A 15,942-nucleotide genomic window follows, 5' to 3' on the forward strand; every position below is an offset into this window, starting at 1 on the left:
CAGGGCAAGCTCTAGCAGCAGGATGTCCGAAAACCCCCGTTTCATTTATCGGACGGGGGGTTTCGACTGATGTATTTTAAACAAACTCTTTTTGCCGATTTTTAACACGTTTCTCAAACTGCAGTGAAGTCCAGGCAGCAGTCATCTATTCATTCCTCCAGCACCTTATACTTCTCCTTCAAATCCTCCGGAGCCATCTTCACCATCTGCTGGAGAACGAACGACGTGACGACAATATCATCCGTAAAGCCGAATATCGATAGGAAATCGGGCACGAAATCCAGCGGCAGGAAGATATAAAGCAGTCCAGCCGCTATCGGAAACAGCTTTTTGCCAGTAGAGACTTCTCTTGAGAGAAAGTAGTCCCTCAGAAAGGGCAGAAACTTCCAAAACTTAAATACAAATTTGATGCGTTTGATAAACTTCATCACTTCACCTTTTTCTAGTTCATTCGCTGGAAGGGGGCTGCCATTCCCGCCATTCGGATTCTGGGCGGATTTTTCACGTCAAGTGTGACAGCCGATAAATAACTGGTTTCAAGTATGCTTCAAAAAGTTAGTGTGATAAGCCACTTTTGCAAAGCGCTGTTTTCAATTTGAATCTCCTCTGTCTGTTAATTTTCTATGATAGAGGGGATTATGACACCGCGGTTCTACCTCCTTCGAATCCTTAAGGTGTGATAACTATTTTATCCAGATCAGCGCTTTTGACGCCTTCGTTAAAGATCAGCCTTGTTTTAAATTGAAACGTACGCTCCGGCGTGGAAGCAGGAATATCCTCCGGCAAACGAAAGTTAAATTCCATCCGGTTGGTTTCTTCCGACTCAATTGTTTGTGAAGTCAGGATTGTCGCTGAGTCGATCACTTCTTCCGTTTCGTCAGTTAATGTCGTCATAACCAGGTCGCATTCAATCCGTTTGATCTGCTGCTCGATTGTGCCGCCTTCGATTAGGAAGGTGCCGCTCACATTTTCGCCTGGAGCGTATTCATGCTTCGGCAGCTGCAGGTCAATTTTTGCAGAACCAATTCCCAGCATTGACATATATTTTCGCAAAATCAATCAAGATCTCTCCTCTATTCGTGTTGGCGATCGTTCGCCTACTTTTATTTAGCTATAGTTACGTGAACTGGGTGAGAAAGTTTCATATTTCCCCAATTCTTAAGCCGTAAACTACATCTGCTTCACCTTCGCATATTTTTCATCCAGTTTCCGTTCGATTTTTTCCAGCTGTGATCTGTCCTTCATCAGTTCTTCTTTATTTCGTTTGATTAGTTCATCCATTGTATATCTTATTTTCTTCTTCATATCCTATTCCTCCATTTTATAAAGTAAAACGATTCGTTGTGCGGGCCTGTATACAAAAAGGGCCTTTACCGTGATTGGTAAAGGCCCATAAATAAAGACCTCTACCGTATTGGTAAAGGTCTTGCTAACAATTGTTTAGATTGCCAACAAAGCCGAGAGCGTGTGCTCCGTAATGACGACTCTGCTGTAAAAGCTACTCCCCTTTAGGAGAATGACTATTCAATTTATAGCTATATCATATAAAAATTTTATAAAAAAATCAACTAGAAGTTAGAAAATTTAGATATACGAAATAAATACTAACATAATATTTATATAATTTGCTATAATCAGAATTAACGAATTTAAGACTATACTAGAGGTGAACTCCATGAACTTTGATTTTCAGAACCATCCATACGCTTCACAGCGAACGACCGTCATGGCGAATAACGGCATGGTTGCCACTTCCCAGCCGCTTGCTGCACAGGCTGGCCTTGACATGATGAAAAAAGGCGGAAATGCGATTGATGCAGCGATTGCCACAGCAGCTGCTCTTACAGTGGTTGAACCAACTTCAAACGGAATCGGCGGGGACGCATTTGCGCTTGTTTGGACAAAAGGAGAACTGCACGGATTGAATGCCAGCGGCCCGGCGCCAAAGTCCATTTCTATTGAAGCATTAAAGGAAAGAGGCCATGAGAAAATGCCGGTGCACGGCTGGATTCCCGTTACAGTACCAGGCGCGCCATCCGCATGGGCTGAGCTATCCAAGCGATTTGGAAAACTTCCGTTAAAAGAAGTGCTTCAGCCTGCAATCGATTATGCGGAAAAAGGCTATCCATTAACGCCGATTCTCGGCAAGTACTGGAAGTTTGCTTATAAAAAATTCAAGCAAATTTTTACTGATGATGAATTCCAGCACTGGTTTGAAACCTTTGCTCCTGACGGAAAGTGTCCTAAAGTTGGCGAGGTGTGGCGCTCAGAAGGTCATGCCGCTACGTTAAGATCCATCGGTGAAACAGACGGCGAAAGCTTTTACCGCGGCGAAATTGCTGATAAAATCGACGCTTTTTCCAAAAAATATAATGCATTTTTATCCAAGGAAGATCTAGCTGGTTTTAAAGCGGAGTGGGTTGATCCGATCAAGGTCCATTACCGCGGCTATGATGTGTGGGAAATCCCGCCGAACGGCCAGGGGCTTGTAGCTTTGCTGGGCTTAAATATTGCCAAAGGCTTTGAATTCGGTGCTAAAGACACGGTGGATACATACCACAAGCAAATCGAAGCCATGAAGTTAGCTTTCACCGATGGAAAGGCGTTTATTACGGATCCATCTGATATGAAAGTAACCGTTGAAGAATTGCTTTCTGAGCAATATGGCGAATCCCGCCGCAGCGAAATTGGCGACGAAGCATTAACACCGGAACCATACCAGCCGCCAAGCGGAGGGACGGTTTACCTGGCAACAGCGGACAGTGAAGGGAACATGGTTTCGTTCATCCAAAGTAACTACATGGGCTTTGGTTCAGGGCTTGTTGTTCCGGGAACTGGTATTGCGCTGCAAAACCGCGGACACGACTTCTCGCTTGACCCTGAGCACCATAACGCATTGAAGCCAGGCAAGAAAACATATCACACGATTATCCCTGGATTCCTGACAAAAGACGGCGAAGCAGTTGGGCCGTTCGGTGTTATGGGCGGCTATATGCAGCCGCAGGGCCATATGCAGGTGGTCATGAACACAGTTGATTTCCATCTGAACCCGCAGGCAGCATTGGATGCGCCAAGATGGCAGTGGATTGAAGGCAAAAAGGTTCAAGTGGAACCGAACTTCCCTAACCATATTGCCCAGGCTCTTGCACGCAAAGGGCATCAAATTGAAGTAACGGTTGATACCGGCGGATTCGGCCGCGGCCAAATCATCTGGCGCGATCCGAAAACCGGCGTCCTCATGGGGGGAACCGAGCCGCGGACAGATGGCTCGATTGCTGCTTGGTAATAAAAAACGATGGAGCAACTCGCATATTAGAGTAAAATAACCATATAACAGGTACTGGGGAGCGGAAAAGAAAGCCGCTCCTTCACCTGCTTTTTTCCGGATAGGAGACAGGGAAGTACCAACACGATCAATGAAAAGAGGTGTTGCATCATGAAGCAGGCTGACATCTTTATGGCTTTTTTTAGAGTGGGCATTCTGGGGTATGGCGGCGGGCCGTCATCGATTCCGCTTGTCCATAAAGAGGTTGTTGATAAATATAAATGGATGGATACGGATGAGTTTGGCGATGTGCTGGCACTTGGGAATGCGCTGCCTGGCCCGATTGCGACGAAAATGGCCGGCTATATCGGCTACCGCGTTGGCGGAATTCTTGGCATGGTGAATGCACTCATAGCCACCATGGTTCCAACCATTGTCCTTATGATTATTCTTCTTACTGCACTAAATACGTTTAAAGATCAGCCATGGGTCGCCGGCATGACGAAGGCGGTTGTTCCGGTTGTGGCAGTCATGCTCGCTACATTGACCTGGGACTTCGTTAAAAAGTCAACGAAATCATCACTAGGCTGGGGCTGGACACTTCTTTTTGTAGCGGCAAGCCTGATTCTTCTTGAGTTTGTGAACATTCATCCTGCCATCATCATTTTTGCTTTACTCTTAACAGCTCTGCTGAAAAAGGACGCGGCTGAAAAAAATGAAGCGAAGAAGGAGAAGAACCCAGCATGATATACGTACAGATTTTCTTGGCATTTTTCATCCCGGGGATTCTTGGATACGGTGGGGGACCGGCATCCATTCCTTTGGTTGAAAACGAGGTAGTAGACAATTATGAATGGCTGACCGTTAATGAGTTCAGTGAAGTGCTGGCAATGGGCAACGCGCTGCCTGGTCCGATCGCCACAAAAATGGCGGGCTATATCGGCTTCCAGCAGGCGGGAGTGCTCGGAGCCATTGTTGGGGTGTTTGCAACTGTTGCCCCATCATTGATTCTGATGATTACTTTGCTTGGACTGCTGATGAAATATAAGGAATCACCGCGCGTCAAACGGATGACTACTTATATCCGTCCGGTAATTGCCGTCCTGCTTGGGATCATGACATATGATTTCTTTTTCTCAGCTTATAAAGGCGTCGGCATCTGGCAGACACTCTTCATTGGGCTGCTAAGCTTTTTCCTAATGGAAAAGCTTAAAGTGCATCCAGCTTACGTCATTGCCGGGGCGCTTGTTTACGGGGGACTTGTTTTAGCATAGGGGAGGTTTCATACATGACATTTTCAATTGTTGGATACGATCCAAAAGAAAAAGAATGGGGAATTGCGGTTCAATCGAAATTTTTAGGAGTTGGCGCAGTTGTACCGTTTGCAAAGGCTGGTGCAGGAGCAGTGGCGACCCAGTCATATGCCAATACATCATATGGCCCGCGGGCATTGCAATTAATGGAGGAAGGCAAAACGGCTGAGGAAGCGCTCGAAATCATTACAAAAGATGATCCTGAAAAAGAGCTCCGCCAGGTCGGTTTGCTGGATGCAATGGGGAATCCGGCAACCTTCACAGGGGAAGGCTGCTACACCTGGGCAGGCGGAATGACGGGCCCTCATTTTGCCGCTCAGGGGAATATTTTAGTCGATGAAAAAACTGTTCAGGCGATGGGCCAGACATTTATCAGCACGGAAGGTTCTCTGGCGGAACGTCTGCTTGCTTCATTGAACGCAGGCCAGTCAGCAGGCGGTGATAGCCGCGGCCAGCAGTCTGCAGCACTGTTGGTCGTAAAAGAGGCCGGCGGATACGGAGGGTTTAACGACCGTTACATCGATTTGCGAGTCGATGACCATCCGGAGCCAATCACTGAGTTGATCCGGATTTATCATCTTCAGCAGCTTTATTTTGCTCCTTCAAAGGCTGATCGGATCGCTGCGATTGAAGGCGAGGTAAGAGAAGTGCTGGCTCGGGAACTTGTGCGCCTTACATATTTAGAGGCCGGCAAGGGTGATAAACAGCTTTTAAAAGCATTAACAGCCTATATCCATACTGAAAACTTCGAAGCCCGCGAGCAGGAAGCGGGTAAGATTGACCTGGATGTTTTGGATTACATGAAAAAACAATCATAATTAGGAAAACGGAGAGTGAGGGCTCTCCGTTTTTTCTATTTTTACTAGGTAATTGGTGGAAAGTTGATAGGACGCGAAGTGACCGATATATTGAAAAACTGACCGATAAAAATGAAATTTGACCGATATATCGAAAAAGTGACCGATAAAATCAAAATTTGACCGATAAACCTGATGAAGTGACCGATATATCGTCATCGTGCCTGAAATTTACTCTTTAATAAGGTCTTTTCACTCGAAAATTAAAGCTATATTTCACTTGCCTGGTTAAAAGCTATCTGACAAGAGCCAATTGTTTTAATTTACTTGAAAAATGCCCATTCTGCCGATTAATGTTAGGATAGTAGAATCGAATGAAATTAGTAGGAGAGATTTAAAGCATGTCAACAATTAAAGTAAGCAGAAACGAACCGTGCCCATGCGGCAGCGGGAAAAAATATAAGAAGTGCTGCGGCAGCAAGGATGCTGTTTCGATTAAGGAAGTACTGAACCATGAAATCATTGAACTTCAAAAGGAAGCGAGAATTTTTGCCCTTACCCATTATGCGGATGATATAAAAGAGGATTTTACCGATCTTCTTGATATACTCGAAGACATTGAAGGGGAAGAAAAAGAGTTCTATGAATTTGTTCACTCTTTCTGGTACATTCTATTCGGTACCATAGAGGAAGAGGAATCCATCATGGACGAGTTTATTCGTGTGAAAATGCCTTACATTTCGCGTCCGCGCCTAAAAAACATTTTACAATCCTGGGCTGAGGGCAAAGCTGTAGCTGGAATCATGACTGAAGTTACCGAAGATCAGGCTGTTATTAAGGATACCTTAACAGGGAAGATCTATAGTGTTTCGCTTTTTGGCGATTTGCATGGCTTTGAGGAAGGGAATTTCGCCTTTGCTATTCTTCTTCCATATGGAGAAGAGTATCTGGCGTTTCCGGCAATTTTTGATCTGCCGAAAGAACATGCCGCAAAATTTGAGGATTATATCCAATATTCTTTTGAAGAAGAAGGTTATGATAACCCGGAAGAATATTTGGCGGAATATCTCGTCGATCTTATGAACGACACACCTAAATCAGTGTCTGCTGCTCCAACTATGGATAATTTCGACTGGCCGAGTAAAGGCGCCAAGCAGGTGGCTGAGATTTTCAGAGACGATATGATAGAAGCAGGTGAAGAACCATGGATCATCGGCATGGGGATTTCTCTCTGGATGGACTATTGCGAAAAGACAGGCAAACAGGTGAAAAAGCCTGATAATTACGTTGCTGGACTCCGCTATCTTGTTACCACAATAGCTGATTCTAAGGAAAATCTGACTCAGAAGGAATTCGGCGAAAAGTATGGCATCAATGCAAGCCGCGTATCGACCTATTACGGTGAGATTTATAATGAAGTTGAGGATACGATCCGCAAGCTAATTGAGGAATCGAATTCTTAATGGGCACAGAAAAAAACGGAGGGCTTTTTTGGGCTCTCTGTTTTTCTTATCTTCACCTTGTGAATGCAGGAATGTTGATAGGATGCAGAGTGACCGCTAAATTGAAAAAGTGACCGATAAAAATGAAATCTGACCGATATATCGAAAAAGTGACCGATAAAATCAAAATCTGACCGATAAACCTGGCAAAGTGACCGATATATTGTTTAGAGCTTAAAAATGAAGTCAATAAAGCAGGAGATTTCTCTCCCAAAGCCGAATTCTATCCCGAAATCCCAAAAGGAGTGTTGCTTTTGATTGAAAAAGAACGATTTGTACCTATCCGAATTCAAAAAAATCATGCATTGCTGAAGAGAATCCCGAAGAACCATCCAAAAAGGCCTGATATTGAATCTGATCAAAGCAGAAGACTTGCAGGATATAAAGGAGAGCTAGCCATTGATTTTTACTTAAATAAACTGCCAGAGAAAGAGTATCTAATCCTCCATGACCTCCGCCTTTCGAATGGCAAGTACTTTTTCCAAATTGACACGCTGCTCCTCAGCACAGCTTTTGCCTTAGTTTTAGAAGTAAAGAACTACAACGGCACATTATTTTTCGACCCGGATTTTAATCAATTAATTCAAACGAACAACAAGGGAGAAACCAAAGGATATCCCAATCCGATTGAACAAGCCAGCCAGCAGAGCTCGGAACTGAAAAAATGGTTCCACAAGCGGAACATCACCATTCCGGTCGAATATCTTATCATTATCAGTAAGCCTTCCACTATCCTCAAAACGGCTCCCGGCTACTCCAAAATGCTGCTAAAAGTCCAGCATGCCCAATTCCTCCTGAGGAGCATTGAAAAAATAAAAGCCTCTTACAAAAACGAAGTTATGACAGCAAAAAACCTAAAGAAAATTTCCCGTACGATTATAAAAGAGCACACTCCCGAAACTTTTGATATCTTAAAATACTACGGAATTCTACCCGGCGATATACAAACAGGAGTGATATGCAAAGCTTGTTCATCACTTCCTATGAAGCGCCACTTCGGCACATGGTATTGCGCCAATTGCCATTCAAAAGATAAGAATGCTCACGTCCAAGCCCTTAAAGATCTATTCCTCTTAAACAAAAATTCTTCATTAACCAATCAGGAGATCTGCCGCTTCCTGCACCTGCCTTCCGGGGATATCGCTAAAAAACTGCTCACTTCCATGCAGCTTCCCTATTCCGGTTCAAAGAAGGGCAGGGTTTATTTCCCCCCGCCCGGCTACCAGCAAATGAAGGAGTTAGAATGAGGCAGGGGGTGGCATAAGTTGTCACCCCCCTCCCAAAGTGGTAATATTAATAAGAAATAATGTGAATTTTCATGGGAGGATTCCGCCGGCAAAAAGCGAATCTTTTTTAATTACTACCTATGCAATTGATGTATAGGCTTAAAATTGACTTTAATATTAGACATGTCTAGCTCCAGCGCCTAGGGACTCGAGGTCATAAACCGTTCCCCTGCTGAAGGCAAAATACGCCTTCCTCCGGGGCCCGTCTTATGCTTGTGGCCCGCAGGAAGCGGGTTATGCAGACGTTGCCACAGGACGTGGCGGTCTTAGTCTGCATTCCTTCCTATTGAGGCGCTTGCGCTTTTCTGATTATCCAACATAAAGGAGCGTTTTGAATGCTTGGGATTTTAAATAAAGTGTTTGATCAAAATAAACGCGAAATAAAACGTCTCACCAAAATGGCAGAACAAATCGATGCACTTGCATCCGATACTGAAAAATTATCGGACGAGCAGCTGCGTGCAAAAACGGAAGAATTTAAGGCACGCTACCAAAAGGGTGAATCCGTTGACGATATGCTGATCGAAGCATTTGCAGTTGTCCGCGAAGCAGCGAAGCGCGTTCTTGGCCTATATCCTTATCCGGTCCAATTAATGGGGGGCGTCTCCCTTCATGAAGGAAATATCTCCGAGATGAAAACCGGTGAAGGTAAAACCTTGACTGCGACCATGCCGGTTTACCTGAACGCATTAACAGGCAAAGGCGTTCACGTTGTAACGGTCAACGAATACCTTGCCAGCCGTGACGCCACTGAAATGGGCCAGCTTTACGAATTCCTTGGCCTGACTGTCGGCCTCAACTTGAACGGACTTTCCAAAGAAGAAAAGCAGGCGGCCTATGCTGCCGACATCACATACAGCACCAACAATGAGCTTGGCTTTGACTACCTTCGCGACAACATGGTTCTTTACAAAGAGCAGAAGGTGCAGCGCCCGCTTCATTATGCCGTAATCGATGAAGTCGACTCCATCCTTATCGACGAAGCGCGTACACCGCTGATCATTTCCGGCTCTGCGCAAAAGTCAACCCAGCTATATATTCAGGCAAATGCCTTTGTCAGCCGCCTGAAAAAAGACGAGGATTACACGTATGATGAGAAAACAAAAGGTGTTCAGCTGACAGAGGAAGGGATGACGAAAGCGGAAAAAGCTTTCGGTATCGAAAACCTTTTCGACATTTCGCATGTAGCGCTTAACCATCATATTACACAGGCGCTCAAAGCGCATTCCAGCATGCATCTTGACGTTGACTATGTCGTTCAAGAAGGCGAAATTGTTATCGTTGACCAATTTACTGGCCGTCTGATGAAGGGCCGCCGCTACAGCGATGGGCTTCACCAGGCAATCGAAGCAAAAGAAGGCCTTGAAATCCAAAACGAAAGCATGACACTTGCGACGATTACATTCCAGAACTACTTCCGTATGTACGAAAAGCTTGCCGGTATGACAGGTACAGCGAAAACGGAAGAAGAGGAATTCCGCAATATTTACAATATGAACGTTGTTGTCATTCCGACAAACCGTCCGATTGCCCGTGACGACCGTCCGGATTTAATCTACGCAACAATGGACGGCAAGTTCCGCGCCGTTGTGGAAGATATCGCTGAACGCTACAAAAATGGACAGCCTGTTCTTGTCGGCACAGTGGCAATCGAAACATCTGAAATTATCTCTAAATACCTTTCCAAAAAAGGTGTTCCGCATAATGTCCTGAACGCGAAAAATCACGGCCGTGAAGCTGAAATTATCGCGGACGCAGGTAAGCAAGGTGCCGTTACGATTGCAACCAATATGGCGGGCCGCGGTACCGACATCAAGCTTGGCGAAGGCGTAAAGGAACGCGGCGGTCTTGCTGTTATCGGTACAGAGCGCCATGAGAGCAGACGTATTGATAACCAGCTACGCGGACGTTCAGGACGTCAGGGAGACCCGGGTGTGACACAGTTCTATCTTTCTATGGAAGATGAACTGATGCGCCGCTTCGGCTCTGACAATATGAAATCGATGATGGAGCGCCTCGGCATGGATGACACCCAGCCGATCCAGAGCAAAATGGTTTCAAGAGCGGTTGAATCTGCGCAAAAACGCGTTGAGGGCAACAACTTTGATGCTCGTAAGCAGCTTCTTTCCTACGATGACGTTCTTCGCCAGCAGCGTGAAATCCTGTACGGCCAGCGTAACGAAGTTCTTGAGTCCGAGAACTTAAGAGACATCGTTGAAAAAATGATCATGACCAGCATCCAGCGAAATGTGGAAGCCTATGCGCCAGGTCATGAGGATGAGGAAAACTGGAACCTGCAAGGCATCATTGACTATGTAAATGGCAACCTTCTTCATGAAGGCGACCTGACAGTCAATGATATCCGCGGCAAAGATACAGAAGAAATCGCTGAAACGATTTTTGCCAAGGTGAAAGAACGCTATGATGAAAAAGAGCAAATGCTTCAGCCAGAGCAAATGCGCGAATTCGAGAAAGTTATTGTGCTTCGTGCCGTTGACTCCAAGTGGATGGATCACATCGATGCGATGGACCAGCTTCGCCAGGGTATCCACCTGCGTGCATACGGCCAGACAGATCCGCTTCGCGAGTACCAGGCAGAAGGCTTTGCGATGTTCGAAAGCATGATTGCGTCCATCGAAGAAGATGTCGCCAAGTACATCATGAAAGCCGAAATCCGCAACAACCTGGAGCGCCAGGAAGTCGCCAAAGGCCAGGCCGTCAACCCGAAGGAAGACGGAGAAAAGGTCAAGAAAAAGCCAGTCGTCAAGCAAATGGACATCGGACGCAACGACCCGTGCATCTGCGGCAGCGGCAAAAAATATAAAAACTGCTGTGGTGCAGAGAAATAAACAACCGAGCCGGCAACAGCTTTGCCGGCTTCTCTCTTTGGAAAAAAGGGGAGGGCCTTGCGTGATGTAGGCACATAGGCATTTTTTAGATGGCTATTTTGGTCGGATAACTAAGTTTAACCACTGAGTTGATTGGAGCGGAAGGCGCGAGACTCCTGCGGGAGGGAGACCCCGCAGACGCAGAGCGCCCAGGAGGCTCCCAGTAGCCCCGGGGTTCGCTGAGTGCCTGCAGCGGAAATCAACACTCAAAGTTAAGAGAGCTTATATAATATTTAATCAAATATACCTTTACAACATAATCACGCTATAATAAGTAAAAATAATTTTTGAGGTGACGGAAATGGAATTAGCAGATATTCGCAATGAACTTGAAAAAACAGCTAAGATTTTAGCGGACTTTAGGGGGTCTCTTTGACTTAGAAAACAAAGAGGCGCGTATTGCCGAGCTTGATGATGTCATGCTGCAGCCTGGCTTCTGGGATGACCAGCAGGCTGCACAGGGTGTTATCAACGAATCCAATGCTCTTAAGGACCAGGTAAATGAATTTCACGATTTAAACGAAACGTTCGAAAACCTGGAATTAACGTATGAGCTGGTCAAAGAGGAAAGTGACGAAGAATTGCAGGCAGAGCTTGTTGATGAGCTTAAGGATTTAGTACAGCGCCTGAAAGACTTCGAACTGCAGCTTCTTTTAAGTGAAGAATACGATAAAAACAATGCCATTCTTGAACTGCATCCAGGTGCAGGCGGAACCGAGTCACAGGACTGGGGCTCCATGCTTCTTCGCATGTATACAAGATGGGCCGAGAAAAAAGGCTTTAAAGTCGAAACCCTGGATTACCTTCCTGGGGATGAAGCGGGCATCAAGAGTGTTACGCTTAGCATCAAGGGCCATAATGCTTACGGATATTTAAAAGCAGAAAAAGGCGTACACCGTCTTGTAAGGATTTCGCCATTTGATTCATCAGGACGCCGTCATACTTCATTCGTATCCTGTGAAGTCATGCCGGAATTCAACGATGAAATTGAAATCGATATCCGTACAGAAGACCTGAAAATTGACACATACCGTGCAAGCGGCGCCGGCGGCCAGCACATTAACACCACTGACTCCGCCGTTCGTATCACGCACTTGCCAACAAATGTCGTGGTAACGTGCCAAACAGAACGTTCCCAGATCAAAAACCGCGAGCGCGCAATGAAAATGCTCCAGGCAAAGCTCTACCAAAAGAAAATCGAAGAGCAGGAGCAGGAACTTCTGGAAATCCGCGGCGAACAAAAAGAAATCGGCTGGGGAAGCCAAATCCGTTCTTACGTCTTCCATCCTTACTCCATGGTCAAAGACCACCGGACGAATACGGAAGTCGGAAATGTTCAGGGAGTCATGGACGGCGACCTTGATCTCTTTATCAATGCATACTTGCGTTCAAGATTAAGTTTGTCTCAGGACTAAAACACCTAAAGTTTATGACGGAAAATCACAAATTCAAAGAATTGCCCCAACCCAATAACCCAAAGCCTTTGCCAGCGAATGACTGGCAAAGGCTTATTTCGTTTATAAAAGAAAATTTTTTTCTTCAAAAATATTTTACTAACATACTAAAAAATCCCATTATCTTTAGTGATATGCCCTCTCTATATAACTAAGTGATTTTTCTGAAATAACGTTAATTATAATGTGCATTTTGAATATAAAAAATAGTTTGACAATAAAACCTACTGAAGTTACAATACAAATAAGTTCATGAATACAGAACAGAGTTTTATAATGTAAAACAAATAGCGGAAGGGTGATTTACATATCAAATTTTTTTAGTCGGTTTTGAAAGCGTTTTATTTTATGAAAAAGCCTTTTTTTGAACTTCCAATGATAGCGCAAAAGATAGAGTACACTATCATTTTTTAAAAATATTTGAGGGGGAGAATAGATGAAAAAACTGTCCATTTTATTTCTTAGTATCATTATGATCAGTACGTTGGTTTTAGCGGCTTGTGGAGGGAATTCAAACTCGACGGGCGCTTCTGAAAAAGGATCATCAGGTAGTGAAAGCGGAGAAGGCGGAAAGCGTACGCTTAAAGTTAGTATTGGAGTAAATGACAAGCATCCAGAATATGAAGGAGCCATGAAGTTTAAAGAGCTGGTTGAAGCAGAGTCAGATGACTTAACAGTTGAAGTTTATCATTCCGGCCAAATTGCCGATGACCGCTCAGCGATTGAAATGCTTCAGTTCGGTACACTTGATATTACGATTCCTTCAACATCTCCGCTTGTAAACTTTATACCGGAGTTTGGAGTATTTGATCTTCCGTTCACAGTTCCAAATGAAGAAGTAGCAGACAAGGTATTGGATGGTGCTTTTGGAGACAAGATGCTTGAAATGGTTGACGGGCAGGGACTTGTTGGTCTTGCCTGGTGGGAAAATGGTTTCCGTAACTTAACAAACGATGTAAAGCCTGTTGCAGCGATGGAAGATGTTAAAGGCCTGAAAATCCGTACAATGGAGAACGAGATTCACTTGGACGCTTGGAAGGCGCTTGGTGCGAATCCGACTCCTATGGCATTTACAGAGTTATTCACAGCGTTGCAGCAAGGCACAATTGATGGTCAGGAAAATCCATATCCAACCATTCTCTTAAGTAAATACCCTGAAGTTCAGAAACATGTTTCGAATACAAATCATGTTTATACACCGTTTATCTTCTTATTCAGTAAGAAAATTTGGGAAGAGCTTTCCGCTGAGCAGCAGGAGGTCATTGCAAAAGCAGCAGTAGAAGCAGGAGAGTTTAACCGCCAGCGCAATCGTGAAGTTGCGGATGAATCACTTGAAACGTTAAAGAAGGAAATGACTTATACAGAAATAAAAGATGGGGAATTTGAAAAGTTCCAGGAAGCGGTTAAGCCAGTTATCGATAAGTATAAAGATAAAATCGGCGCTGAAATTGTAGACGAATTCCTTGCTGAGATTGATAAGGCAAAATAATTTTGAAAAGAGCAGCCGGTTGTCGCCTGATGGCCGGTCTCTTTTTAAAGAAAAGAGGCGATCCAGTTGCTTAAATCATTGAAATGGCTTGATGAAAACCTCGAAAAGTACATATTATTCCTTTTATCGGCTATCATGGTTTCCGTTATATTTGTACAGGTGTTTATGCGTTATGTGATGTCAAATTCTCTTTCCTGGTCAGAAGAGCTTGCACGGTACTGCTTTATCTGGCTCATTTATATCGGGATTAGCTATGCGGTCAAGCATCACCGCCATATTAAAGTGGACGCGGCCCTATTGCTGTTTAAAGATAAAACAAAAATCTATTTCTCACTCATTTCTAATATCCTCTTTCTGGTTTTCTGTGTGTATGTTGTGATCTATGGTTATGGCATTGCATCCCAGCTGCTATTATTTGGGCAAACAACGCCGGCACTTCAAATTCCGACAGGCATCGTGTATCTTGCTCCACCCGTTGGCATGGGGCTTGCGGGAATCCGATTAATTCAAAACATTATCGGCAATTTTATAGCGATTAAAAACTTCGACAAAATCCAGGAACTTCCGAAAGATGTGGAGCAGAACATTAACGCGATCTAGAAGATTTTTTGAAGGAGGTACGTTCTGAATGGCAGGGGTATTATTCGGTTCATTTGCAGTTTTCCTATTTTTAACCGTTCCTATAGGGATCGCAATCGGGTTAGCGGTATTATTCACTATTTTATATACCGGAGGAATGCCAGTTGAATTCCTGATGAAGGAATTAACAAACTCTGTTGACTCATTTCCTCTATTAGCTGTTCCTTATTTTATTATCGCCGGCGAAATTATGGGGAAAGGCGGCATATCCAAGCGCCTATTTAATGTAGCAGATTCAATGGTCGGAAATAAAACAGGCGGAATTGCCATGGCAACCATCATCACCTGTATGTTTTTCGCGGCTATTTCCGGTTCAGGGCCGGCAACCGTTGCGGCCATCGGCGGTATCATGATTCCGGCCATGGTCCAAAAAGGGTATGATAAACGTTTTGCGACAGCCGTAGTGGCTGCGGCAGGTTCAATTGGAGTCATTATTCCTCCAAGTATTCCGATGGTTATCTACGGCGTTTCAGGCAGTGTTTCAATCGGGGACATGTTTATTGCCGGGATCATACCAGGAATTATGGTTGGTATTGGTTTGATGATTTATTCTTACATCCATTCGAGGAAAATGGGCTATACAGGAACTGATCAGGCTACAACGATTAAAGGTGTGTTAACTGCACTTTGGGAGGCCAAATGGGCACTTCTCATTCCTGTTGTTATATTAGGCGGGATTTACGGCGGAATTTTCACTCCGACAGAAGCAGCGGTTGTCGCTGTTGTGTTCGGTTTAATTGTCAGTGTTTTTGTTTACAAAGAATTGAAGTTCAAGGATTTGCCGCAGATTTTTGTTGATTCTGCTTTAACGACAGCCACCGTGCTAGTAATCGTTGGAGCTGCAACAGCATTTGGGCGCCTATTAACAATCGAACAAATACCAAACCAGATAGCCGAAGCGATGATGTCCATTTCAAGCGAACCGCTCATTATTATGCTGCTCATTACATTATTGCTGCTCATAGTAGGCTGTTTTATGGATACAATTGCGGCGATTATTATCTTAACGCCAATCCTGCTCCCTGTAGCACTTCAAATTGGCTACGATCCCATTCACTTCGGGATCATTATGATCGTCAACCTATCCATTGGATTTATAACTCCGCCGCTTGGAGTGAACTTGTTCGTAGGTGCGGGGATATCCGGTTTGTCACTGGAGCAGTTATCAAAAGCGATTGTGCCGTTTTTCTTTGCAATGTTAATTACATTGCTGATTATTATCGTTGCACCTCAGCTTTCACTGCTGTTCTTATAAAGTTGCCTAGATTCGTTTTCTTATAGGGAAAATTCAAATCTATTTCTATTAAAC

At 44.5% G+C, this 15,942-nt stretch carries 14 protein-coding genes; 11 read left to right on the forward strand and 3 right to left on the reverse strand.

The window, feature by feature from the left end; all coding sequences use genetic code 11:
* Positions 1–149: 149 nt before the first annotated feature.
* From DFO73_RS09385 to DFO73_RS09395, 3 genes are all read right to left on the reverse strand, one after another.
* Entirely contained in the window at positions 150–428 is a 279-nt protein-coding gene (locus tag DFO73_RS09385) for a YkvA family protein (protein WP_110064529.1), read from the reverse strand.
* Between the two features lie 241 nt (positions 429–669).
* Positions 670–1,059: a sporulation protein gene (locus DFO73_RS09390; RefSeq protein WP_110064530.1), complete on the reverse strand. Its 390-nt coding sequence runs from the start codon at positions 1,057–1,059 to the stop codon at positions 670–672.
* Positions 1,060–1,170: 111 nt separating this feature from the next.
* Complete coding sequence (locus DFO73_RS09395) at positions 1,171–1,305, reverse strand: FbpB family small basic protein (protein WP_110064531.1); 135 nt, start codon at positions 1,303–1,305, stop codon at positions 1,171–1,173.
* Positions 1,306–1,675: 370 nt separating this feature from the next.
* Between DFO73_RS09395 and DFO73_RS09400 the strand changes: the two genes are divergently transcribed.
* The 11 genes from DFO73_RS09400 to DFO73_RS09450 all read left to right on the forward strand — a co-directional run bounded on the left by DFO73_RS09400 (position 1,676) and on the right by DFO73_RS09450 (position 15,888).
* Positions 1,676–3,286: a gamma-glutamyltransferase family protein gene (locus DFO73_RS09400; protein ID WP_110064532.1), complete on the forward strand. Its 1,611-nt coding sequence runs from the start codon at positions 1,676–1,678 to the stop codon at positions 3,284–3,286.
* Between the two features lie 150 nt (positions 3,287–3,436).
* Positions 3,437–4,012: a chromate transporter gene (locus DFO73_RS09405; RefSeq protein ID WP_110064533.1), complete on the forward strand. Its 576-nt coding sequence runs from the start codon at positions 3,437–3,439 to the stop codon at positions 4,010–4,012.
* Positions 4,009–4,539, forward strand: coding sequence for a chromate transporter (locus tag DFO73_RS09410; protein WP_110064534.1), 531 nt, complete (start codon positions 4,009–4,011; stop codon positions 4,537–4,539). The genes DFO73_RS09405 and DFO73_RS09410 overlap by 4 nt, the downstream gene beginning before the upstream one ends.
* A 14-nt stretch (positions 4,540–4,553) precedes the next feature.
* On the forward strand, positions 4,554–5,396 hold the full coding sequence (locus DFO73_RS09415; RefSeq protein ID WP_110064535.1) for a DUF1028 domain-containing protein: 843 nt from the start codon (positions 4,554–4,556) through the stop codon (positions 5,394–5,396).
* Between the two features lie 380 nt (positions 5,397–5,776).
* On the forward strand, positions 5,777–6,838 hold the full coding sequence (locus DFO73_RS09420) for a YecA family protein (RefSeq protein ID WP_110064536.1): 1,062 nt from the start codon (positions 5,777–5,779) through the stop codon (positions 6,836–6,838).
* Positions 6,839–7,131: 293 nt separating this feature from the next.
* Entirely contained in the window at positions 7,132–8,124 is a 993-nt protein-coding gene (locus tag DFO73_RS09425) for a nuclease-related domain-containing protein (RefSeq protein WP_110064537.1), read from the forward strand.
* A 374-nt stretch (positions 8,125–8,498) separates the two neighbouring features.
* Entirely contained in the window at positions 8,499–11,012 is a 2,514-nt protein-coding gene (gene secA, locus DFO73_RS09430) for a preprotein translocase subunit SecA (RefSeq protein WP_110064538.1), read from the forward strand.
* A 340-nt stretch (positions 11,013–11,352) separates the two neighbouring features.
* A protein-coding gene (prfB, locus tag DFO73_RS09435) for a peptide chain release factor 2 (RefSeq protein ID WP_110064539.1) occupies positions 11,353–12,466 on the forward strand; the annotation gives its coding sequence in 2 pieces (ribosomal slippage) (positions 11,353–11,424 and positions 11,426–12,466; 1,113 coding nt in all).
* A gap of 475 nt (positions 12,467–12,941) precedes the next feature.
* Positions 12,942–13,994, forward strand: coding sequence for a TRAP transporter substrate-binding protein (locus DFO73_RS09440; protein ID WP_110064540.1), 1,053 nt, complete (start codon positions 12,942–12,944; stop codon positions 13,992–13,994).
* A 66-nt stretch (positions 13,995–14,060) separates the two neighbouring features.
* Positions 14,061–14,594 (forward strand): TRAP transporter small permease, encoded by a 534-nt coding sequence (locus DFO73_RS09445; protein WP_110064541.1) that lies wholly within the window; start codon positions 14,061–14,063, stop codon positions 14,592–14,594.
* Between the two features lie 28 nt (positions 14,595–14,622).
* On the forward strand, positions 14,623–15,888 hold the full coding sequence (locus tag DFO73_RS09450) for a TRAP transporter large permease (RefSeq protein ID WP_110064542.1): 1,266 nt from the start codon (positions 14,623–14,625) through the stop codon (positions 15,886–15,888).
* The last annotated feature ends 54 nt before the right edge of the window (positions 15,889–15,942 follow it).

The sequence above is a fragment of the Cytobacillus oceanisediminis genome, from assembly GCF_003182355.1.
Classification (GTDB): domain Bacteria; phylum Bacillota; class Bacilli; order Bacillales; family Cytobacillaceae; genus Cytobacillus; species Cytobacillus oceanisediminis_A.